General features: G+C 40.3%; 19 protein-coding genes. 10 read left to right on the top strand and 9 right to left on the bottom strand.

Going from position 1 to position 22,578, the window contains the following annotated elements; genetic code table 11:
- Positions 1–65 precede the first annotated feature (65 nt).
- From recG to QWY93_RS07960, 5 genes are all read left to right on the top strand, one after another.
- The gene (recG, locus tag QWY93_RS07980; protein ID WP_290248839.1) at positions 66–2,159 is read left to right on the top strand and encodes an ATP-dependent DNA helicase RecG; all 2,094 of its coding nucleotides are present in this window, start codon (positions 66–68) and stop codon (positions 2,157–2,159) included.
- Between the two features lie 485 nt (positions 2,160–2,644).
- Complete coding sequence (locus tag QWY93_RS07975) at positions 2,645–2,938, top strand: Bor family protein (RefSeq protein ID WP_290247657.1); 294 nt, start codon at positions 2,645–2,647, stop codon at positions 2,936–2,938.
- 45 nt (positions 2,939–2,983) lie between these two features.
- Positions 2,984–3,193 (top strand): hypothetical protein, encoded by a 210-nt coding sequence (locus QWY93_RS07970; protein WP_290247656.1) that lies wholly within the window; start codon positions 2,984–2,986, stop codon positions 3,191–3,193.
- Between the two features lie 199 nt (positions 3,194–3,392).
- Complete coding sequence (locus QWY93_RS07965; RefSeq protein WP_290247655.1) at positions 3,393–5,618, top strand: TonB-dependent receptor; 2,226 nt, start codon at positions 3,393–3,395, stop codon at positions 5,616–5,618.
- 194 nt (positions 5,619–5,812) lie between these two features.
- Positions 5,813–6,415, top strand: coding sequence for a nitroreductase family protein (locus QWY93_RS07960; RefSeq protein ID WP_290247654.1), 603 nt, complete (start codon positions 5,813–5,815; stop codon positions 6,413–6,415).
- 112 nt (positions 6,416–6,527) lie between these two features.
- Here QWY93_RS07960 and QWY93_RS07955 read toward each other — a convergent pair whose 3' ends face one another.
- The 4 genes from QWY93_RS07955 to QWY93_RS07940 form a co-directional block, all read right to left on the bottom strand.
- Positions 6,528–6,785 (bottom strand): DUF6952 family protein, encoded by a 258-nt coding sequence (locus QWY93_RS07955; protein ID WP_290247653.1) that lies wholly within the window; start codon positions 6,783–6,785, stop codon positions 6,528–6,530.
- Entirely contained in the window at positions 6,766–7,080 is a 315-nt protein-coding gene (locus QWY93_RS07950) for a thioredoxin family protein (RefSeq protein WP_290247652.1), read from the bottom strand. Before QWY93_RS07950 ends, QWY93_RS07955 begins: the two co-directional genes overlap by 20 nt.
- 95 nt (positions 7,081–7,175) lie before the next feature.
- Positions 7,176–7,748, bottom strand: a complete 573-nt coding sequence (gene yjjX / locus QWY93_RS07945) for an inosine/xanthosine triphosphatase (RefSeq protein WP_290247651.1) — start codon at positions 7,746–7,748, stop codon at positions 7,176–7,178.
- 59 nt (positions 7,749–7,807) lie between these two features.
- Positions 7,808–8,515 (bottom strand): YebC/PmpR family DNA-binding transcriptional regulator, encoded by a 708-nt coding sequence (locus tag QWY93_RS07940; RefSeq protein WP_290247650.1) that lies wholly within the window; start codon positions 8,513–8,515, stop codon positions 7,808–7,810.
- Between the two features lie 158 nt (positions 8,516–8,673).
- Between QWY93_RS07940 and QWY93_RS07935 the strand changes: the two genes are divergently transcribed.
- The 3 genes from QWY93_RS07935 to QWY93_RS07925 all read left to right on the top strand — a co-directional run bounded on the left by QWY93_RS07935 (position 8,674) and on the right by QWY93_RS07925 (position 11,536).
- Positions 8,674–10,011, top strand: a complete 1,338-nt coding sequence (locus tag QWY93_RS07935) for an NAD(P)/FAD-dependent oxidoreductase (protein WP_290247649.1) — start codon at positions 8,674–8,676, stop codon at positions 10,009–10,011.
- A 260-nt stretch (positions 10,012–10,271) separates the two neighbouring features.
- Complete coding sequence (locus tag QWY93_RS07930; RefSeq protein WP_290247648.1) at positions 10,272–10,721, top strand: Spy/CpxP family protein refolding chaperone; 450 nt, start codon at positions 10,272–10,274, stop codon at positions 10,719–10,721.
- Between the two features lie 212 nt (positions 10,722–10,933).
- On the top strand, positions 10,934–11,536 hold the full coding sequence (locus tag QWY93_RS07925) for a TIGR04282 family arsenosugar biosynthesis glycosyltransferase (protein WP_290247647.1): 603 nt from the start codon (positions 10,934–10,936) through the stop codon (positions 11,534–11,536).
- Between the two features lie 248 nt (positions 11,537–11,784).
- On the opposite strand, the gene QWY93_RS07920 is transcribed toward QWY93_RS07925, so the two are convergent.
- The 5 genes from QWY93_RS07920 to mutY all read right to left on the bottom strand — a co-directional run bounded on the left by QWY93_RS07920 (position 11,785) and on the right by mutY (position 21,237).
- Positions 11,785–13,269: a glutamate synthase subunit beta gene (locus tag QWY93_RS07920; RefSeq protein WP_290247646.1), complete on the bottom strand. Its 1,485-nt coding sequence runs from the start codon at positions 13,267–13,269 to the stop codon at positions 11,785–11,787.
- A gap of 4 nt (positions 13,270–13,273) precedes the next feature.
- On the bottom strand, positions 13,274–17,764 hold the full coding sequence (gene gltB, locus QWY93_RS07915; protein WP_290247645.1) for a glutamate synthase large subunit: 4,491 nt from the start codon (positions 17,762–17,764) through the stop codon (positions 13,274–13,276).
- A gap of 474 nt (positions 17,765–18,238) precedes the next feature.
- Positions 18,239–19,588 (bottom strand): gliding motility-associated protein GldE, encoded by a 1,350-nt coding sequence (gene gldE / locus QWY93_RS07910; RefSeq protein ID WP_290247643.1) that lies wholly within the window; start codon positions 19,586–19,588, stop codon positions 18,239–18,241.
- Positions 19,589–19,652: 64 nt separating this feature from the next.
- Complete coding sequence (locus QWY93_RS07905) at positions 19,653–20,111, bottom strand: single-stranded DNA-binding protein (protein WP_290247642.1); 459 nt, start codon at positions 20,109–20,111, stop codon at positions 19,653–19,655.
- A 52-nt stretch (positions 20,112–20,163) separates the two neighbouring features.
- Entirely contained in the window at positions 20,164–21,237 is a 1,074-nt protein-coding gene (mutY, locus tag QWY93_RS07900) for an A/G-specific adenine glycosylase (RefSeq protein WP_290247641.1), read from the bottom strand.
- A 159-nt stretch (positions 21,238–21,396) separates the two neighbouring features.
- Between mutY and QWY93_RS07895 the strand changes: the two genes are divergently transcribed.
- A complete protein-coding gene (locus QWY93_RS07895) occupies positions 21,397–21,705 on the top strand; it encodes an HU family DNA-binding protein (protein ID WP_290247639.1) in 309 nt (102 codons plus the stop codon).
- 21 nt (positions 21,706–21,726) lie between these two features.
- Complete coding sequence (locus QWY93_RS07890; RefSeq protein ID WP_290247638.1) at positions 21,727–22,545, top strand: tetratricopeptide repeat protein; 819 nt, start codon at positions 21,727–21,729, stop codon at positions 22,543–22,545.
- Positions 22,546–22,578 lie beyond the last annotated feature (33 nt).

Raw genomic sequence — 22,578 nt, 5'->3', positions numbered from 1 at the left:
TTTTCACGTCAGAAAAATTTAATTTGGCGTAATTTTCCAAAATGCTAATCCAATCCACCAAGAAATTGCCGGGATTCTTTGATACCAAAATTGAGTTTTTAAAAGGCGTTGGCCCCCAAAAAGCAGCTTTGATCAACAAAGAGCTGGACATTTTTACTTTTGGTGAACTTCTGCAGCATTATCCCTTTCGCTATGAAGACCGGACCCGTTTTTATAAAATCAATCAGATCCATGAAGGGATGGAACATGTGCAGGTCATTGCCAAAATCAGAAGGGTGGAAACTATTGGGATGGCCCGCAAAAAGCGGTTGGTGGCTTATATTGCAGATGAAACCGGTGAAATGGAACTGACCTGGTTCAAAGGCATCCAATGGGTAGCCAAAAAACTGGTTCCGGGGGTTGCCTATATTTTCTTTGGAAAGCCCAACCAATATGGAAGAAGATTTAGCATTGCCCACCCTGAAATGGAACCTTTGACAGCTGCCAAAGAGGGAAAAAGCCAATTTCAGCCTGTCTATCCCACAACAGAAAAGTTAAGGGTTAAATTTTTGGACAGCAAAGGAATATCCAAAATCATGGCTAACCTGGTTCAAATTGCTTACCCCCAGATCCAGGAAACACTCCCACAAACCATTCTGGAAAGATTTAACCTGATGGCAAAAAAGGAAGCCCTGAAGCAAATTCATTTTCCTGATGATCCTGAAAAGCTCAAAAGAGCCAGATACAGACTTAAACTTGAGGAATTTTTCTTTGTCCAGCTTAGACTACTTAAACTCAAATTGACCAGGACTGAAAAATATAATGGTCAGGTCTTGAAGCAAATCGAGCTAGTCAATGAGTTTTATAACAAGCATTTACCATTTGAACTTACCAATGCCCAAAAGCGGGTGATCAAAGAGGCTTTTGCAGATATGCGATCTGGAAAACAGATGAATCGATTAATCCAGGGGGATGTGGGTAGTGGCAAGACCATGGTAGCCTTTATATGTATCTTGATTGCAATAAGCTCAGGTTCGCAGGCATGTTTGATGGCTCCTACAGAAATTCTAGCCATTCAGCATTTTGAAGGGCTAAAGGAATTTGCAGAATTGATGGGATTGAGGATTGATCTACTCACCGGATCCACCAAAAAATCTGCAAGGACCCGGATCCATGGTGAATTGCAAAATGGCCAGCTTCATATTTTGATAGGAACCCATGCTCTGCTGGAAGACGTAGTGAAGTTCCATAATTTGGGATTGGCCATAGTGGATGAACAGCACCGTTTTGGTGTGGCGCAAAGAGCCAAACTTTGGGCAAAAAATGAGCAGTTCTATCCCCATGTGCTTGTCATGACCGCCACGCCCATTCCAAGAACCCTGGCCATGACACTTTATGGGGATTTGGAAATTTCTGTCATTGATGAAATGCCTGCAGGCCGTAAACCTATCCAAACCGTGCACCGATATGACAAGGACCGGTTGAAAGTGTTTGGATTTATGAATAAACAGATTCAATTGGGCAGGCAGATTTATGTGGTTTACCCCTTGATTGAGGAATCCGAAAAGATGGATCTTAAAAGTCTGATGGATGGATATGAAAGTATTTGCCGGGCTTTTTCCCAGTATCCTATCAGCATTGTCCATGGCAAAATGAAAGCTGCTGAAAAGGATTATGAAATGCAGCGTTTTGTTAAAGGGGAAACCAAAATTATGGTAGCCACCACGGTAATTGAAGTGGGGGTGAATGTACCTAATGCCTCCGTGATGGTAATAGAAAATGCCGAAAGGTTTGGACTTTCCCAATTGCATCAGTTGCGTGGCCGGGTAGGGAGAGGCGCAGAACAGTCCTATTGTGTACTTATGAGCAAATATGAGCTTTCCAAAGATAGTAGGGTGCGCTTGGAAACCATGGTGAGGACTAATGATGGTTTTGAGATAGCTGATGTGGATTTAAAACTGCGCGGTCCAGGGGATTTGATGGGAACCCAACAAAGCGGATTGGCGGATCTTTTGATTGCTGACCTTAGTAAAGATGCCCCAATCTTGACTTTGGCCAGGGATGCCGCACAACAATTGGTACAGGAAGATCCCAATCTGGTATTGCCCCAACATGCTATGGTTTTACGCCAAATCCGGAACCAGAAAAAACATGTGGTCAACTGGAGCAGGATCAGTTGATTGTGGATCCTTTTGATTAGTATTTTTTTCCAAATTGGGGGACAGTAGTTTTTGATCCTGTTTTTTAGGGAAGCACTATAAATATTATGGTTTTGTTGACCAAGGGAGCACACAGACCAAAAGGCTTTCTGGATTCTTTAATACAGGTACCTGATACTCTACATTTTTTTATGGTTCTCCTATGGGTGAAAGGGAAGAGAAATCAATAATTTATGGCACAAACACAAATTAATCTTGTGAATAAAATCATAAAATGGTAATATTGGTAGTGGTTTAGGCAAAATAACCACATGAATAGGTTGGTTTTCTTAACAATGGATTTTATGCTGGAAAGTTGCTGTTTAAAATGGCATAAAAATCTTTAAAGGAACAAAAGAAAGGTAGGGATAAAACTCAAAAATATAGGTGGAGGTAGAAAACCACATTAAAAAACAAGGCGGTTCCGAAAAGCCTTATGCAGGAGTAAATTTTTAAAAATTAATGTTATGAAAAGATTATTAAAATCCATTGGGGGTATACTGATGTGCAGTTTATTGTTAACCTCTTGTTATACCTATACTACTGTCGTAGGGGAAGGTGCGCAAGGAAATAGGGAAGTTACGGAATGGAACCATTATGTGGTTTATGGTCTGGCTCCAGTTGGGGTGTCTGATGCTAAGAAAATGGCAGGCGATGCTGAAAATTATACGGTAACTACTCAACTTACTTTTGTAAATGGTTTAATTGCTGGAATTACCTTAGGCATTTATACTCCAACTACTACTACCGTTACAAAATAAGGAAATAAATGATGGAAGTTTCCATTCCAAGAAAATCAAGAAATAATGATTAAAGCACTTTTCTGGGGACTGCTCATCCTTTCTGCCATACTACTAATAAAAATTTTGAACATTTTAATTTTTGATTTCAATAGATTGACCGAATATGGAATGGGCTACTTGTCAGGCTTAATGATATTATTCTTGACTAGTAGCAGCCTTTCTGTGGTTTTGGGATTGAAAAAGTTTAAGAAAAACAAAAAGGCCGAACATTAAGTGTTAAATTGATTTCCTTCAAACTTTAAAAGCCCGGAAGTTATTCCGGGCTTTTATTTTTTTACCATAAGTAAAATAATAGATTGCCCAGTCATCACTTTATTTTTTGCCTTGACCCATTTGATTTAATTAGGCCTTTAAAAATCCCTATTTTTGAAAAATGAACCTAAACTTTACGAAATACTTTATTTTATTCTCTATGTGGCTGTGCCCTTTAATCGCTATTGGGCAAGCTCAACTCCTCATACTAGATGCTGAAACTAAGGTTCCAATTCCTGAAGTAGAGATACAAATCTCAAGGGGGGAATCTTATATTTCAAACCAGGAAGGAAAAGTTCAACTAGAAATCCAAAATAAATCTCAAGCGAGTTTGACCCATTTTGGGTATTGGGAAAAAGTGGTGCAACTCATTCCGGATCAGGTAAACACTATTGAACTTAAAAGCAAAGCTAATAATCTTGCCGAAGTAATTGTTTCGGGTTTTGAATCTGAAAGGCCGTTATTGGAACAGGCAGCTTCAGTTTCCAAAGTAAGTGAGGCAAATTTCCATCGATTTAATGAAATTTCTCCAGTACATGCATTTAATACCAAACCTGGAGTACGATTTGAGGAGAGGGCCCCATCAAGTTATCGGATATCCATTAGAGGGAGTTCACTTCGTGCCCCGTTTGGGGTAAGAAATGTAAAAGTGTATTGGAATGGAATCCCCTTTACAGCGCCAGATGGGACTACACCGTTGAATATCCTGGACCTTTCCAATATGGAAGAAGCAGAAATCATCAAAGGGCCTGCTGGGAGTATTTATGGAGCTGGAAATGGTGGCGTGATCAGCCTGACTAGCCAACAGGATATTGCGGAAAATAAGCTGGAAACTGATCTGTCTATCGGAGATTTTGGAATGGTCAAATACCGCTTGGGTTTGGATCAACAATTGGAAAATGGAAATATCAGTACATCCTATGTCCGTCAAAAGTCCGATGGATACCGGGACCATAGTGCTATGGACCGGAAAGTCCTACAAGTGACAGGGAATTTTTTTCCATCTGCCCAACAAACCATTTCTACTCAATGGCTTTATGCAGATTTAAATTATGAAATCCCAGGTGGGTTGAATGCCGATCAATTGGAGGAAAACCGGCAGCAAGCCCGGCCTGGATCTGCTGAGCAAAATGCTTCCATTCTTCAAAAATCCCTTTATGGTATGATCATGCATGATTATACTTTTTCTGAATCACTGACCAACCAATCCACTTTTTACCTGAATGCCACCGATTTTGAAAACCCCTTTAACCTGGACTATAAAAAAGAAACCCAATATGGCTATGGAGGAAGGACCAAATTTGTCTGGAATGACCACTGGGCTGACTTTCCTGTAAGGGTAATTGCAGGAGGGGAATATCAATTTTCCAACACCAGCGCCCAAAATTATGGGAATAGAGGAGGAAAGGCCGATACCATCCGTTTTGGGGATGATTTGATCACCACGCAAGGCTTTTTGTTCCAACAATTGGAGGTGGATTGGACCTCACAATGGAGAATGACGGTGGGAATGAGTGAGAACTTTTCCAAGTTTGACATCAATAGGAATATAGATGCATCGACAGGGGTTCCATATGCTGCTAAAAGGAAATTTGATCCTGTTTTGGTGCCAAGGGTAGCTTTGTTGGGTAAACTCAATGACTACTCGGCACTCCATGCCAGTATCAGCGCAGGTTTTTCCCCACCCACCATTGACGAAGTCCGGACTAATGAAGGAACCATCAACTTGGATTTGGAAGCGGAAAGGGGAACCAATTATGAAATTGGGTATCGGTCCCATTTTGGACAAGACCGAGTGAATTTCAATATCACGACTTTTTACTTTCAATTGGATGAAACCATTACCACCTATACCAATGAACAAGGCGTGGTGCTGTTCCGAAATGCCGGGGCCACTGATCAAAAGGGAATGGAAATGGAATTGGATTATTGGCTGCAACATTGTGAAATGGCTTGGTTACAGGAGGTCCATTTAACCCATGCTTATACAGGTCACTTTTTTAAGTTTAAGGATTATGCCCAGGATGGGGAGGACTACTCCGGAAATGATTTGACCGGTGTTGCACCCCATACTTTGATAAACCAATTGGATTTGAAAAGCCGGCCAGGATTATATTTTAATTTCACCCACCAATTTGTCGATAAGATCCCTTTAAATGATAACAATACCGTTTATCAGGATGCTTATCATTTGCTCAACCTTAGGATGGGTTGGAGAAAGCAATGGAATGCTCAATGGAACCTCGAAGTGTATAGCGGTATTGAAAACCTTGGCAATGAATCCTATAGTCTGGGCAATGACCTGAATGCATTTGGGGGCAGGTATTTTCAGCCGGCCCCTAAACGGAATTATTATGGAGGTCTGAAGGTGACCTACCAATATTGATTAAAGAATGTAAATAGGTAATCCATCGAACTCGAAAAATTATTGAAATTTTAAACCAGGGAAAATTCAACTTTTCCCAATAGGATCTACTTAGCTCAATCAATTTATGGCAAGAGAATGGCAATTTCTTAATTTTGCTTTCCAGCTCCCGATTGAGAGCAGGCCTTGTTAAATTCAAATCGCAAACAAAAGTTATGGACAAACCCACATTTGATATCAATGAAGTCAATAAAATAATTCGAAACAGACGTTCCATGTTTGTTGCGCAGTTTAAGGAAAATGATCCGGTAGATGATAAAATTATTGAGCAGATGCTGGAGAATGCCAACTGGGCACCCACTCATAAATTGACAGAACCTTGGGATTTTACTGTTTTTAGTGGAGATGGATTGAAAAAGTTGGCCAATTTCCAATCAGAATTATACAAGAAAAAAGCAGAACAAGATGGCAACTTTAAAGAAGCCACATTCCAAAAGTTGAAGGAAAACCCATTAAAATGCAGTCATATCATTGCCATAGGTATGAAAAGGGATTTGAATGCAGGAATTCCTGAAATGGAAGAAATTGCAGCAGTATCCATGGCCGTTCAGAATATGTACCTAACAGCAAGTGCTCATGGTCTGGCTGGCTACTGGGGAACAGGTGGAGTGACGTTTTACCCGGAAGCAAAGTCATTTTTTGGTTTGGGAGATAATGACCGCTTGATGGGGTTCTTTTATGTGGCCAAACCAACTTTGGATGGGTGGCCCAAGGGTAGAAGAAAACCTATTGGAGAAAAAGTGAGGTGGGTGAAGTAGGATTGATTAATGAAAAAAATCACCATGAGTTTCCTTAGGCTGTTGAAAGTCGACTGAAAACCTTTCAAAAATTTTGAAAAAAACCTCAGGAAAATAACCTGAGGTTTTTTTATTACTTATCAATGGACCCCATAACCCTTTTCATAAAGGAATTCATGGCTTCTTTTTTATCCATTCCGTCTTTTATCATTTTATTGACTTCCAGGGATCCATAAAGGTTGGAGAGCAATTCCCCCATCACCTCAATTTCCTCATCCTTCAAGGATTCAATTTCGGTCATGGATTCCAAAAGTTCTATGGATTCATTGACCCAATCCTCATCGTTTTCCTCAATGAACCCTACTACATGTTTAATTATCGGCAATCTCATCTATCAAGGCTTTTAGTGATTCTTCTTTACTAGTTTGAGTTTGATTCACAAGTTCCCCGTTTTTGAAAGCAGCAAAGGTGGGCAAGTTATTTACTTCGGCCAACTTTCGGGATTCGGTGAATTTTTCGGCATCCACATAAAAGAATTTTACTCCTTCATAATTGCCAGAAAGCCGCTTCATCTTGGGTTTCATTATTCGGCAGCTTCCACACCAACTGGCTCCATATTGCACCACTACTTTGTCATTTTCTGCAATAACCTCCTTCAGGTTGTCCTGTTCTAATTCTTGTAACATATCCGTTTTGTTTTTTTACTGTCTAATATTGATTCAAAGGTATTATCTATGGATTTAAAAATCCAATTGAAAAAATCTATTCCCTATAGATTGAATTAATAAATATGTCCATTCATAAAAGGTATTAAAGCAAGCAATATGGCCTGTTGGTAATATTCAACACGATTTACATGGCCATGGGTTAGAATTCCCACTGCACCATTTCCTTCTTTTGAATTTTCACGATCAAACACCTTATCATCTGCTGCTCCAGGTTCAAGCCCGTTTTTGATTAATTTACTGATAATATCCGGTAAAAAGAAGGTGCCCGTTTTAGACTTGCCGATTTGGTTTTTGTGGTCAAGGACTACCACCCAAGCATAAGCAACCATTTGGTCCTCAAAATCATCCACTCCCCCTTCAATACCCACCCAAAAATCTGCCTCAGGAAAGCTTTTTTTGGCATTTTTGGCTCTATTAAATGCTCCTTGAAAAGTTTCCTGATCCCCGAAGGGCTGATCACTAACCTGGGAATCCACATTCATTCCCTGAACAATAAATTGCTGGTCCTCGAAGGCTTGGTGAAATCCATTATCTGTGCATTGAATCTTTACAGGATTTTTGCTCCCAACAATAACCAGTTTTTGCCTATCTTTTTTTTGAATATTTTTTCTTTTAGGAAATGCCATTGCTTAAGCATTAGAGATAAAAAAACCTTTGGTCATAGACCAAAGGTTTGTTAAACATTTTAAGCCATATTGTGAAAAACTTGGTTGACATCATCGTCTTCCTCCATCCTTTCAATCATCTTGTTGACTTCCTCCTCCTGTTCTGGGGTAAGTTCAACCGTGTTCATTGGAAAACGTTGAAATTCCGCATTGGTAATTTCTATATTCTTATCCTCCAACGCCTTTTGCATGTTTCCAAAATCCTCAAAAGCTGTATAGATATAGATTTCCCCTTCATTTTCATCAATATCTTCCAAGCCATAATCAATCAATTCCAATTCCAGCTCCTCCATATCATGCTCTTCTTTTGGAAATCTAAAAACTGCTTTCCTTTCAAACATAAAACTTACAGAACCGGAAGTGCCCAATGAACCCCCTCCTTTGGTAAAATAGTGACGGACATTGGCTACTGTACGGTTGATATTATCGGTAGCTGCTTCCACAAGGATGGCTACACCATGAGGAGCATAACCTTCATAAACTACCTCTTCATAGTCCCCTTGATCCTTGCTAACGGCTCTTTTGATGGCGGATTCGATCCGATCTTTGGGCATTTGGGCACCCTTGGCATTTTGGATGACCGTCCGAAGCTTAGGGTTGTTATCCGGGTCAGGTCCTCCAGCTTTTACTGCAATGACAATATCTTTGCCTAAGCGGGTAAAAACTTTGGACATCTTACTCCAGCGCTTAAACTTTCGTTCTTTTCTAAACTCGAATGCTCTTCCCATATTGTTATTTACTTTTCAGGTCTGTAAAAATAATAAATCTTTTGAATTGGCTCATCATTCCTTACTAAACAAGTGATTTTCCCTATTGAGCTTTTTATCTTTGTAAAGTCAATCAACATTTACCCACCTAATTTGTACAATAATGTAATTTCCCCTTTATGCAAAATTCCCTCAATCATCCCATCCCAAATTTACCTGTCTCCAACCGCAAAAAGATAGTCATTCTCGGCGGTGGATTTGCAGGTTTAAAACTTGCAAGAAAACTGATTGGCTCGGACTATCAGGTGGTCTTGTTGGACAAAAACAATTATCACCAGTTTCAACCCTTGTTCTATCAGGTGGCTACTGCTGCACTGGAACCTAGTGCCATTTCATTTCCCCTTAGGAAAATTTTTCATCATACCCCCAATGTAACTTTCAGAATGGCTGAAGCTGAAAAAGTGGATCAGGAGAATAAAAGAATCTATACCAATGCAGGGTATTTAGATTATGATTACCTGGTACTTGCCCTGGGGGCAGACACCAATTATTTTGGAATGAAAAATATCATGGAGTACGGTACACCCATGAAAACCGTTTCAGAAGCACTATACATTCGTAATAGAATCATAGCAAATTACGAAAGGGCAATTAATACCGAAGACCTCGAGACCAGAAAGGCCATGATGAATGTGGTCATTGTGGGTGGTGGTCCTACTGGAGTCGAATTGGCAGGTGCCATTGCCGAGTTGAGAAACAATGTACTTCCTAAAGATTACCCTGAGCTTAATTTCAAAAATATGAAAGTGGTACTGGCCGAAGCCAGCGGTAATTTATTGGTCGGGATGTCAAAGGAGTCGAGTGAAAAAGCTATAGAATATCTTAAAAAATTAGGAGTGGAAGTCCGGCTCAATGCAGTAGTTGAAGATTATGATGGTCTTACCATAAAAATCAAAGATCAAAAAAGTCTAAAAACCAGAACTTTACTTTGGGCTGCAGGGGTAAAACCTAATCATATCGAAGGGCTCCATAAGGAACAAATGATCAAAAATGGAAGATTGATAGTAGATAAGACCAACCAGCTGATCCATTCAGATGGGATTTTTGTGGTTGGGGATCTTTGTGTGCAAAAAACCGAAGATTATCCTAATGGCCATCCCCAAGTGGCCCAAGTGGCCATCCAACAAGCAGATAATCTGGCTTATAATTTGAAAGCAATGGCTGATAACAGGCCTTTAAAGGATTTCAAGTACAAAGATTTAGGGTCTATGGCAACGGTTGGACGGAAACTGGCCGTGGTGGATCTCCCTTTCTGGAAATTTCAAGGTTTTTTTGCCTGGATTACTTGGCTTTTTGTTCACCTTATGGCTATCGTAGGAGTAAAAAACAGGATTTTCATCTTTCTGGACTGGGCTTGGAATTACCTATCCTTTGACCCCGCATTGAGGTTGCTTATCAGACCAAAATATGTCAAACCCAAAGAAAAAGAAGCCCTGGTGGAGGATAAGAATGAATGATTTATTGAAGTACAAATACTTCAGTTTTGTTGTTATTTAAGTAAAATAAACCACAATGTGAGAGGTATTAAGTATTGACATGTGGACTCTCAAATATTATATCATCAAAAAGGTGCAGGGAAGAGACTCTAGCACCTTTTTTATGGTGAATTGAAAAGACTCCATAAACGATTTAAGAATTATTAACATCATTTTTTAAAATCGAGATTAAACTTTTAGGTGGATCAATGGTCAAAAGGCTATAACAAACTCATAATACCATGAAAAATCTATTGATAGTCGCCGCCCTCATGTTGGTGATAGTTTTTCAGTCCCAAGCCCAGCGGGGGGAACACAAAAGGGAATTTAACCCTGAAAAAATGGCCCAGAAAATTACAGACAAAATGGCTGAAAAACTAGAATTAAGCGAGGACCAAAAACAAAAAGTATATCAGTTGCACCTGGACCGCTTACAAAAAAGAAAGGAACAGCATCAGGAAATGATGGAAAAAAGAAAAGCCATGCGGGAAAAAATGGAGGCTGAGCACAAGGAAAATCAGGCAAAATTGGAAGAAATTTTAACCCCTGAACAAAAAGCCAAATGGGAAGAAATTAAAAAGGATGAGTGGGAAAAAAGGCGAAAATACAGAGATGCCAAAGGAAATCCAGACAGGGAAAAATTGAAAAAGATGCATCAGGAAAAGAAAAAAGAAGGTGAATCAGACGGTTAAACCTGAAATATGCATTTGATTTTTTAATAGTTGGTTTATTGTTGGCCCATTGGCCATGGAAAAAGGAAGTTCATTGAACTTCCTTTTTATGTTTTGAAAATTGGAAATTGATGGTTCCTACATTCACCCCGGTTATTCATAAATGAATTGCTTATTAGTAAATCATAGAAAGTTATATCCAATTTTTTTAATATTGAAAAAAATTTATTGCCATGCAGGACAATGCCATCATCGTTTTCCAAAAAGCCCCATTGGAAGGAAAAGTAAAAACCCGATTGAGTGCAGTTATTGGAGATAAAAAAGCAGTGGAAGTTTACCGGTATCTATTGAAACATACCCATGCTATTTTGGCCAAATACCCGGTAGATATTTTTGTTTATTTCCAGGAAAAGGTGGATCCTTCTTTCCTAAACAATGAAAGATATAAATCTGGCCTTCAGACTGGTAATGACCTTGGAGAAAAAATGAAAAATGCTTTTGAAGATGTTTTCAAAAAGGGCTATCAAAAAGTGGCTATCATTGGTTCAGATTGCCTGGAATTGAATGGCAATATTTTGGATGAGGCTTTTGAGGCATTGACTTTTCAGGATTTGGTAATTGGCCCTGCCAAGGATGGTGGTTATTATCTTTTGGGTTTGAAAGACCCCTACCCTTCCCTTTTTGAGCATATGCCTTGGAGCAGCCCGCAGGTTTATTCCAAAACCATGCAGGAAGTGAAAAGCTTAAAGTTAAATGCACATAAACTACCCAAACTGGCCGATGTTGATGAATATAAGGATTTAGGGGAACTTAAGGGGATTTTGAATATTCCCTAGGATTTTTCATTTCTGATCGTTGATCAGAAATGAAAAATAAGTTAAGTATAGTGCAATCAGAAGACTTCTGATAGGAAAGTCAAAGTCAGGAGACTTGAGCTTTTTGATTAATTGGTGATATTTAGCTCAATTGGACCACATTTTTATTTTTTATCCCAAGAAAATTTGTGGATCTAAACATAAAAAGTCTCCGCAAAGGCGGAGACTTTTTATCGAATTAACAAACTTATCAAATATACTTCTATGAATTATTGATAAAATTGGGCGTCTTCTACATTGCGGTAGAAAGACTGATCTCTTTTTGCAAGACTGGAGGATTTTCCATTAAGGTATTCATCCACTTTTACAGCACACTCACGACCTTCGGAGATGGCCCAAACAACCAATGACTGCCCTCTTCTCATATCACCTGCAAGGAATACACCTTTTTGGGTGCTTTGGTATTCCTTGGATTTAGGAAGGGTGTTATCATAAGCTTCTACCCCGAATGCTTCCAATAGACCGTTTTGTTTAGGTCCGGTATAACCGATAGCTAGCAAAGCAAGGTCACAAGGAACGGTTCTTTCAGTTCCTTCAATTTCAAAGAACTGCATTCTTCCGTTTTCCTCTTTCCATTCGATGTCCACCAAAGTAAGTCCGTTTACATTGCCTTTTTCATCTTTAGTAAATTCTTTGGTAAGCACGGACCAAACCCTATCCGCACCTTCTTCATGAGAACTGGAAGTTCTGATGGTCATTGGCCATTCTGGCCAAGGATTAAGGTTGGTACGCTGCTTGGGTGGTTTAGGCAAAAGTTCCAATTGGGTAATGGAGGCCGCTCCGTGACGGTTGGAGGTCCCAATACAGTCACTACCCGTATCACCACCACCGATTACGATAACATGCTTTCCTTTGGCGCTTATCGGATTTTCACCCTTTCTTTCCCCACTTACGACACGGTTTTGCTCTCCCAAAAACTCCATGGCAAAATGAACTCCTTTTGCATCCCTGTTATTGATCTTCAAATCACGTGGTTCCTGAGCACCTGTAGAAAGTACAACTGCATCAAAATCCAGCATGATTTTTTCTGCCGTAATATCTACACCGATTTCAGTTCCTGTGGCCAAAGTAACTCCTTCTTTTTCCATGAACTCTACTCTACGGTCGATCACATGTTTTTCAAGTTTGAAATCCGGGATACCGTATCTTAGAAGTCCACCTACTTTTTTATCTTTTTCGAAAAGGGTCACATCATGACCAGCTTGGTTAAGTTGATCAGCTGCAGCCAAGCCAGCAGGCCCTGCACCAATAACGGCTACTTTCTTGCCGGTTCTGGTTTCAGGAATTTTAGTTTTGGCGATGCCTAGTTCATATGCTTTTTCAGCTATATTCTTTTCGATCAATTCAATGGCAACTGCGTCTTTGTTGATACCCAGGACGCAGCTTGCCTCGCAAGGAGCAGGGCAAATTCTGCCTGTAAATTCAGGGAAGTTGTTAGTACCTCTTAAGATATTGAATGCTTCTTCCCATTCTTCACGATAAACCGCATCGTTAAATTCAGGAATAACATTTCCAAGAGGACATCCCTGATGACAAAATGGGATGCCACAATCCATACATCGTGCTGCCTGATTATTTAAGGTTTCAGGCGCAATCGGATGGTGGATTTCTTTGTAGTCGTTGATCCTGTCTTTAGGATTACGGCTACTTTCTAACTCTCTTTTATATTTTATGAATCCTTCTTTCTCTCCCATCTTATTACACTAATGTTTTTGATTTTTCTAACGCTCTTTTTCTTAAAACTTCTTTGAAATCTCTAGGAATAACTTTGATGAATTTTTCCTTTTCAGTTTCCCAATTGTCCAAGAATGACTTGGCGAGATTACTATTGGTGTATTTTAGGTGAAGTTGGATGTCATTCTTCACAATGGCAAAATCATCCTCGTCCAACGGATCCAAATCTACCATTTCCTGGTTGATGTGTTTCACATTTTCCTTGAAGATATAAGCGATACCGCCACTCATACCCGCAGCGAAGTTTCTACCAATTTCTCCCAGGATAATCACTTGGCCACCGGTCATGTATTCACAACCATGGTCTCCGATACCCTCTACTACAGCTTTTACACCAGAATTTCTTACGCAGAACCTTTCCCCGCCTTTACCATTGATAAAGGCATGTCCAGAAGTGGCGCCGTAGAATGCTACGTTACCAATGATGATATTTTCTTCTGCGACAAAATTGGCGTTTCTGCTTGGGTAGATTACCAACTGTCCGCCAGATAGTCCTTTTCCAAAGTAATCATTGGCTTCACCTTCCAGTTCAAAGGTTACCCCTTTTGTGGAGAATAATCCGAAACTTTGTCCTGCAGAGCCAATGAATTTATAGTGTATGGTGTCATCAGGAAGTCCTGGACTACCATAGATTTTGGAGATTTCATTGGATAGCATGGCTCCAACCGAGCGGTCTGTATTTTTGATTTCAAATTTGTCTTTCACAGGGTTGGCCTGCTCAAGGGCTGGCATGGCTGATTTGATCAGCTTTCTATCCAACACTTTCTTCAATTTGAAATCCTGATCGATTTGTTTGTAGATACCAACGTGTTCAGGTACTTCTACCATGTGGAAAATTGGGCTTAAGTCCAATTTATCCCACTTCCAGTGATTCAGGTGACCGGTGGACTTCAACACATTGCTTTGTCCTACCATTTCATTTACGGTTCTGAAACCAAGGGAAGCCATGATCTCACGAAGGTCTTCTGCCAAGAAGCGGAAGTAGTTCACTACGTGCTCAGGTTCTCCGGTAAAGAGTTTTCTCAATTCCGGATTTTGGGTTGCAATTCCCACGGGGCAAGTGTTCAGGTGGCATTTTCTCATCATGATACAACCTTCTACTACCAAGGCTGCAGTGGAAATACCCCATTCTTCAGCTCCCAAAAGAGCTGCTATGGCCAAATCTTTACCTGTTCTTACCTGACCATCAGTTTGAAGGGTTACTCTGCTTCTCAGGTTGTTCTTCACAAGGGTTTGATGGGCTTCTGCCAGACCAAGCTCCCATGGAAGACCTGCGTGACGGATGGAGCTCAATGGAGAGGCACCTGTACCGCCATCAGCACCGGAAATCAAAATCACATCAGATTGGGCCTTGGCAACACCTGCTGCTACAGTACCTACACCAGCTTGAGAAACCAATTTCACATTTATCCTGGCATCCCTGTTGGCATTCTTAAGGTCGTAGATCAATTGGGCCAAATCCTCAATTGAATATATATCGTGGTGAGGTGGTGGAGAAATCAATCCCACACCTGGAGTAGAGTGCCTTACCTTACCGATCCAATCATCAACCTTGTGGCCAGGAAGCTGTCCACCTTCTCCAGGTTTAGCTCCTTGGGCCATTTTGATCTGGATTTCTTCGGCATTGGTCAGGTAATTACTGGTCACCCCAAATCTACCGGAAGCCACCTGCTTGATAGCAGATCTTTCCCAGTCACCATTTTCTTTTCTTTCAAATCGAACTTCATCCTCCCCGCCTTCACCACTGTTGGATTTGGCGCCGATTCTGTTCATTGCAATTGCCAAGGTAGTGTGAGCCTCGTGGGAAATGGACCCAAAGGACATCGCACCTGTGGCAAATCGCTTCATAATATTTTCAGCAGGTTCTACTTCATCAATAGGAATAGAAATACGCTTCTTAAATTCAAAGAGACCTCTGATAGTCAGTGCATCTTTGGTCTGGTCATTGATCTTCTCAGCAAACTGCTTGTAAATTTTATAGTCGTTGTTTTTGGTTGACTTTTGAAGCAGGTGGATAGTATCTGGATTGAAAAGGTGTTTTTCACCTCTACGTTTCCACTGGTAAACACCACCGGTCTCCAACAATGGCCCATCGGTCTGGTAAGCAGCATTGTGACGAGTCAATACCTCCTCGGCCAATTCGTCAAAGGAAACCCCGCTGATTCTACTGATGGTACCTTTGAAGCATCTTTCGATCACCTCAGGTCCAAGACCAACGGCTTCAAAAATCTGCGCACTTTGGTAAGACTGCAGGGTACTGATTCCCATTTTGGAAAGGACTTTTAACAAGCCTTTACCAATTGCGGTCTGATAATTTTCAAATAACTCTTGTTCCTCAAATTTCTTGGATAAGGCTCCAATTTCATTAAGGTGAACCAAAGATTCAAGTGCTAAGTAAGGGTTAATGGCGCTAGCACCATAACCAACCAAGGTTGCAAAGTGATGTGTTTCTCTTACATCACCCGCCTCAGCAATAAGGCCTGCTTTAGTTCTTAGCTTTTCATTCACCAAATGGTGGTGAACAGCACCTACTGCCAATAGTGAAGGAATTGGGGCAACACCCTGATAAGTATCTCTATCGGAGATAATCAGCACATTGTAACCCTCATTGATGGCATCTACAGCATTTTGGCAAAGCTCATTAAGGGCCTCCAACATTCTGCCAGACTTGTGGTCTGCCTTGAAGTGGGCATATAGGGTTTTGGCCCTGTATCCTTTGCTTTCAAGTCCCTTAATTTTTTCCAAATCTTCATTGAGCAATACCGGCTGTGAAATATGAATCTGACGGGTATGCTTAGGACTTTCTTCCAGGATATTGTATCCTTTACCGATTTTGGTAAACAATGACATCACCATCCGCTCACGAATAGGGTCAATTGGCGGGTTACTTACCTGGGCAAAGAGTTGCTTAAAGTAATTGGAAATATGCTGGCTTTGCTTTGAAAGGACTGCTGGAGGAGTATCCGCTCCCATTGAACCAAGTGGTTCGTAAGCAGTGTCTCCCATAGGTGCCAGGATAGTTTTGATATCTTCAGTGGTATAACCAAAAATGGTTTGTCTCAATTTGATATCCTGGGTGTTGTAAGGCTGGGATAGTGATTTTGGATTGGGCACCAATCTTAACTTGATCCTTTCTTTTCTCACCCAAGAATCATAAGGTTTGTTGTCACAAACAGAAGCCTTAACTTCTTCATCAAACATGACCTTGCCTTTTTCCAAGTCAGCCAGGATCATTTTTCCAGGGCTAATTCTACCTTTTTGGGTCACAGTGGCCTCACGGATTGGGAGAGCACCTGCCTCAGAAGATAAAATCAAACGGTCATCAGAAGTGGTGAAATAACGAAGTGGTCTCAAACCGTTACGGTCCAGGGTAGCACCAAGTGATTTTCCATCTGTAAACAATAGGGCCGCAGGTCCGTCCCAAGGCTCTACCAAAGTAGAGTGGAACTTGTAAAATGCCTTACGGTTTTTGTCCATCAGCTTATTGTCCTGCCAAGCCTCAGGCACCAACATCATCATTACATGAGGAAGTGGCCTTCCAGCCAATGTCAACAATTCCACCATGGAATCCAGGTTAGCGGAGTCGGAGTAAGTAGAATTGGTAATCGGCATCATTTTGTCCAATTCATCATCGGTGAACAATTCCGATTTCATCAAGGCCTCCTTGGACCTCATCTTGTTGAGGTTACCACGGATGGTATTGATTTCCCCGTTATGGGAAATATAACGGAATGGCTGGGCCAATCTCCAGTTAGGGAAAGTGTTGGTAGAGAACCTGGAGTGAACAAGCGCCAGGGCTGAAGTAATTTTATTGTTTTGAAGATCCTTATAGAACGCCAAAACCTGGTCTGTTTTCAACTGGCCTTTGTAGATCAAAGTTTTGCCGCTGAAGCTGGCAAAATAGAAAGATCTGTTGACCCCGGGGATGGTTGAATTGATAACCTTGGTCGCGTAATTCCTAAGGATGAATAATTTACGCTCAAGCGCTTGGCCTGTCAGTCCATCCTTATGTTTTACAAATAGTTGTTCAATATTTGGCATTACTTCCAAAGCACCTGAACCGGGTACGGTTTCATCAACTGGCACTTCTCTGTAGCCAATTAGCTCAAAATCCAGCTCCTCAAGAATCTTGTTTAGCTGGTTTTTTGATTTTTTATGTAATTGCTTGTTTCTAGGGAAAAAAGTCATGCCTACGCCATAGCTTCCCTCTTCGGGAAGATCAAAACCCGCGCGCTGGGTTACCTCCTTCAAAAAATCATGGGGTATTTGAATCAAAATACCTGCACCATCTCCGGTTTTAGGATCACTGCCTCGTCCCCCTCTATGCTCCATATTGCTCAGCATAAAAAGCGCATCGCTTATCGTCTCATGGCTTTTGTTGCCTTTCACATTGACCACAGCCCCAATCCCGCAGGAGTCATGTTCAAACTGTGAATGGTATAATCCTTCATTCATAGTTAGTATTATTTAAATAGGTTTGTAAATTCGATTGAATAAATTACAAAGAAATTTTCTTTTTTTAAAATCTCGGCAACAAAAGAACAAAAAAAATGCATTAATAACCAAATTAGCAAAGATTATTTGCGATTATTAAAATGTAAATCAAGCCGTAAAAGGAGCCGATGATTTTTAATTTTACGCAATAATACTTAGAACTGATTTAAAAATCAACTGGTTTGCTTGAATATTGTGTAAATGAAGGGGAATTTTTAGCTAAAAAGCCAATTTCAACAAAATTTATTGAAAATTAAATTTTTTTCAAAAAAAATGGATTTCACTCTTTCTGTTTAGAATTTTTCCTTCAAAAAAGGGCAAATTCGGTATTCCTATTTTTTTTTTAATAAGTCCAATATTTGACCAGGTATAAAAAACCAAGCCCCTCCCCATGCGCTGCGATTTTTTGCAAAAGGGATAATCTCCAATTATTTGTCAATCTTCATTGGCTACAATATCATCCGTTTCCGGAGACTGGATATGCACTTTGACTTTCTTTATCTTTCTTGCATCCACCGCAAGGATGGTAAAATGGAACCTTTCAAACTGGATTTTGGATCCGCTCTTGGGAAGTTTAGCATTTATTTCCAATAATAATCCTCCAAGGGATTCACTATCTCCTTTTACCTCATCAAAACATTGAGGATCCAAATCAAGCTTTTTGCAGAAATCATTTAGGGACACTTTTCCTTCAAAAATAAATGTGCTTTCATCTATTTGCTGGAAATATTGATCATCACCCTCATCAAATTCATCGTTGATTTCCCCAATAATTTCCTCAATGAGATCCTCCAAAGTGACCAGGCCTGAAGTTCCTCCATATTCATCCACCACTATGGCCATATGGACACGTTTGTTTTGAAAATCTTTCAACAGGGAATCCACTTTTTTGTTTTCTGGCACAAAAAAACCTTTCCTGGTAAGGTTCTGCCATTGGAAATCCTCTTCTTTTTCAATGTGGTATAGCAAATCCTTGATATAAAGAATGCCTTTAATATTATCGATAGTCTCAGTATAAACGGGGATTCTGGAATAGCCGCTCTTATTAATTTTGTCCATCAACTCGTGGAAATCCATCTCTTCATCTACCGCGGTAATATCCATCCTGGACCTCATAACCTGTTTTACAGATAGGGTGCCAAAATTTACAATACCCTTAAAAATGTCTTTTTCCCCTTCTGTGGTATTGTCAGCAGTTATCTCCAAAGCTTGATGGAGTTCGTTGACAGATAGTGTATAACCTTTACGTTCAATTCTCCTTTCAATGATATTACTGATGGCCATAAGAAATGCAGAAAGCGGGCTAAGAAGTATGGAAAAAAGGTTTAGGGTTTTAGCCATTAACTTGGAAAAGGTCACCCTTGCATTATTGGCATATACTTTTGGGACGATTTCCCCAAAAAATACGATGGCAAATGTCACCCCAATGGTTTGGACCAATATTACCACAATACCGGTGGTGGTGAGCCCAAACAAACTCCAGGTCACAAAAGTCGTCAATGTGACAATCCCAATATTGATCAGGTTATTTAGGATCAATATGGTGCTGAGCAATCTTTGAGGAGCCTCAATCAACTTGATGACCAATTCTGACTTTTCGTCTGATTCGGAGTTTAGGGTATTCAGGTCTTCATGGGACAAAGAAAAAAATGCAACCTCAGAACCTGAAACCAAAGCTGAGGAACAAAGAAGTGCTAAGAAAATAAGACTGTTAACAATGATATAACTGGCTGAAACCTGGTTGATTTCAGCCAGAATCATGATACTCGGGTATGGATCGTCCATCAAGCAGTAATACTATTTTTTTGCAAAATTAATGATTTATCCACAATAATCTTACTATTGATTATTAGAATGGCAGATCATCTTCCTCTTCCATATTACTTCCGGATGGCATGGAAGCAGGTTGTTGTTGACCTGTATTGGGCTGGCTCATGGTATTGGAGCCACTTGAATTCGAATTATTTTCGGCGCCTCCCTTGGATCCTAACATGGTGAAACTCAACACCCGGATCTTGGTTCTCTTTCTGTTATTGCCCTGTTCATCCTGCCAAGTATCTGTTTTGATTTTACCTTCCACAAATATTTGGCTTCCTTTCCTTAGATATTGCTCGGCAACTTTGGCTTGCCCGTCCCAAAGCTCCAGGTCATGCCACTCTGTATTTTCTACTCGGTTGCCATTTCTGTCTTTATATGCTTCGGTAGTGGCAAGGGTAAGATTGGCTACAACACTGCCGCTCTCCAAATGCCTTACTTCCGGGTCCTTGCCCAGATTGCCCACTAAAATCACCTTGTTTACACCGGCCATAGTTTGTTTATTTTGGTTTTAGAGTAAAAAGCTTACTCAATAAAATTAAGGATTATTTTTTATCGTTCAAATAACGCACAATCAGTTTTGGTTTACCCAAATCCTCCAATTGTTTCCTGGTGCAAGGGAAATAACCATTTTTTCTAGCCCATTGTTCCAGGGCATTAAAATGCTCTTCAGGAATTTGAAAGGATGCAAAGTTTGAAAAAATTTTTTGATGGGTCAGTATATGTTTGTAAGTCTTTTCACTATCAAATCGAATTGTCGGATTAAAGGACTGAAGTTCATGGCCCAGCTGAGATGCCTCCGGATTAATTTCCCCCGGGTTAGAAAATTCTGTCAACGGGAAATCAAATAAACCTTGCCAAATATCTTTTGGCCCTCTTTTGCGGGCAATAACATGTTCTCCGCAAGTGATATGATGATATAGAAAAGCCCGGGTAGTGACTTTAATTTTTTTGGCCTTATAGGGAAGTTGGTCAATTAGATGATGTTTATGAGCAAAACAACCTTTTTGGAGAGGACATATGCTACAATCAGGATTCTTTGGACTGCACTGCAATGCCCCAAATTCCATTATTGCCTGGTTATATTGGTCTGGCTCATTCTCTGGGATAATTTGGTTGGCTAGTTTTTCAAACTCTTTTTTGCCTTGGGTGCTGCTGATGTCTGTCCCTAACCCAAAATACCGGCTCAAAACCCGGAAAACGTTGCCGTCTAAAACGGCTACACGTTCTTTAAAGGCAAAGGAAGCAATAGCTGCAGCGGTATAACTGCCAACCCCTTTTAGCTGAAGAAGATCTTTGTAATTGTCCGGAAAATAGCCTTCAAAATTTTCCGTTACCTCTTTTGCACACTGGTGTAAATTACGAGCTCGGCTATAATATCCCAAGCCTTGCCATAATCTCATTACCTCATCCATGGGCGCCTGGGCCAGGTCCTGTACCGAAGGGTATTCCTTGAGAAATTTCTCAAAATAAGGCAAGCCCTGAGCCACGCGGGTCTGTTGAAGAATAATTTCTGACAACCAAATGATATATGGATTTTGGGTATCCCTCCAGGGTAGATTTCTTTTGTTTTGGGGGTACCATTGGAGAAGCTTATTTGCAAAATAGCTGAAATTCAAATCTTTTGAAATTTTATGGATCAACATTTCGTTCAACAAATGAAGCTAATTTTCATGAATTTGTTTTTATATTGAAAACCTTCATTTAAATTTGCAGTCCCAAAATTAGTTGGTTAATAGATTGTTAAGCTAATTCAATCAATTTAAAATTTACATACAGTGACAAAAGCAGAGGTAATTACTAAGATTTCGGACAAGACAGGAATTCAGAAGGATGATGTAACTCAGACTATTGAGGCATTCTTCAAAGTGGTAAAAGATTCTATGTCAGAGGGAGAGAATATTTATGTCAGAGGATTTGGCAGTTTCATCAACAAGAAACGTGCAAAGAAAATCGCCAGAAATATCTCTAAGAACACTGCCATTGTGATTGATGAGCATTATGTTCCCGCTTTCAAGCCATCCAAAGTGTTCATCGACAAAATCAAAAACAGTCAAAGAGTTAAAGAAGTAGCGCTTCAGGATTAATCCTGACAGCAATCCCCACTTATGAAAAAGTCGCAAGTCATCCTGCTTATAGTGGTCATTATTGCAGTGGGTATCCTCTACTCCTTGCCAAGGGTAGTAGTGGACAACACGGAAGAGAATGAAAACTTTGAGCAGGTCGATACTGCGGCTTCTGCTTCAGCAGAGGAAATTCATAGTGCAGAATTGTCCCTTTCTGACAGGGAAAAGTTGGCCCAATTAAGTGCAAAACTTGAGAAAGTAGAAAATAAAGAAAAATTTGCTATCTTTGCAGATTCAATTGCTTCTTTCTATGTGAGTTCCGGCATGTATGACAGTGCTGCTTACGTTTTAGCACAGAGGGCTGAGAAATTTCCGGAAATCAAGTCATGGGAAAAAGCCGGGAATGCCTATTATGAGGCTTTTGGCTTTGCCATGGAGGATGAGAAAGCAACTTACCTTGCTAATCAGACCCGAAAATACCTGAATAAGGTATTGGAAAATGATCCCTCCCGCTTGGATCTCAAAACGAAGGTGGCCATGACCTATGTGTCATCATCCAATCCTATGCAGGGGATCATGATGATCAGGGAGATATTGGAAAAAGATCCTCAAAATAGAGAGGCCTTATTCAACATGGGAATTTTATCCATGCAATCAGGCCAGTACAAAAAGGCGGTAGGCCGATTTGAGGACTTGGTGAAATATCATCCTGACCATATTCAGGGTCAGTTCTATTTGGGAGTAAGTTATTTTGAATCCAAACAAAAAAACAAAGCAAAAGAACAGTTTCAGAAGGTGAAAAGCATTACCGATGATCCCATGATCATTTCAAGTGTGGACAACTACCTGGGACAATTATAAAATATTGTTAAACTTAAATTTAGAAGACTATGC

Source organism: Echinicola jeungdonensis, assembly GCF_030409905.1.
In the GTDB taxonomy this organism is placed as follows: Bacteria; Bacteroidota; Bacteroidia; order Cytophagales; family Cyclobacteriaceae; genus Echinicola; species Echinicola jeungdonensis.
Note: the sequence above shows the minus strand (reverse complement) of the source record. Positions and strands in the feature narration are given on the sequence as shown.

What these genes read in the sequence shown, in the direction of transcription:
- gldE (WP_290247643.1), bottom strand. Translation starts at nt 19,588, where the DNA reads ATGGACGATCCATACCCGAGTATCATGATTCTGGCTGAAATCAACCAG.
- QWY93_RS07935 (WP_290247649.1), top strand. Translation starts at nt 8,674, where the DNA reads ATGCAAAATTCCCTCAATCATCCCATCCCAAATTTACCTGTCTCCAAC.
- QWY93_RS07965 (WP_290247655.1), top strand. Translation starts at nt 3,393, where the DNA reads ATGTGGCTGTGCCCTTTAATCGCTATTGGGCAAGCTCAACTCCTCATA.
- QWY93_RS07920 (WP_290247646.1), bottom strand. Translation starts at nt 13,269, where the DNA reads ATGGGAGAGAAAGAAGGATTCATAAAATATAAAAGAGAGTTAGAAAGT.
- QWY93_RS07970 (WP_290247656.1), top strand. Translation starts at nt 2,984, where the DNA reads ATGATTAAAGCACTTTTCTGGGGACTGCTCATCCTTTCTGCCATACTA.
- QWY93_RS07950 (WP_290247652.1), bottom strand. Translation starts at nt 7,080, where the DNA reads ATGTTACAAGAATTAGAACAGGACAACCTGAAGGAGGTTATTGCAGAA.
- gltB (WP_290247645.1), bottom strand. Translation starts at nt 17,764, where the DNA reads ATGAATGAAGGATTATACCATTCACAGTTTGAACATGACTCCTGCGGG.
- QWY93_RS07940 (WP_290247650.1), bottom strand. Translation starts at nt 8,515, where the DNA reads ATGGGAAGAGCATTCGAGTTTAGAAAAGAACGAAAGTTTAAGCGCTGG.
- yjjX (WP_290247651.1), bottom strand. Translation starts at nt 7,748, where the DNA reads ATGGCATTTCCTAAAAGAAAAAATATTCAAAAAAAAGATAGGCAAAAA.
- QWY93_RS07890 (WP_290247638.1), top strand. Translation starts at nt 21,727, where the DNA reads ATGAAAAAGTCGCAAGTCATCCTGCTTATAGTGGTCATTATTGCAGTG.
- QWY93_RS07905 (WP_290247642.1), bottom strand. Translation starts at nt 20,111, where the DNA reads ATGGCCGGTGTAAACAAGGTGATTTTAGTGGGCAATCTGGGCAAGGAC.
- QWY93_RS07960 (WP_290247654.1), top strand. Translation starts at nt 5,813, where the DNA reads ATGGACAAACCCACATTTGATATCAATGAAGTCAATAAAATAATTCGA.
- QWY93_RS07925 (WP_290247647.1), top strand. Translation starts at nt 10,934, where the DNA reads ATGCAGGACAATGCCATCATCGTTTTCCAAAAAGCCCCATTGGAAGGA.
- QWY93_RS07955 (WP_290247653.1), bottom strand. Translation starts at nt 6,785, where the DNA reads ATGAGATTGCCGATAATTAAACATGTAGTAGGGTTCATTGAGGAAAAC.
- QWY93_RS07930 (WP_290247648.1), top strand. Translation starts at nt 10,272, where the DNA reads ATGAAAAATCTATTGATAGTCGCCGCCCTCATGTTGGTGATAGTTTTT.
- QWY93_RS07975 (WP_290247657.1), top strand. Translation starts at nt 2,645, where the DNA reads ATGAAAAGATTATTAAAATCCATTGGGGGTATACTGATGTGCAGTTTA.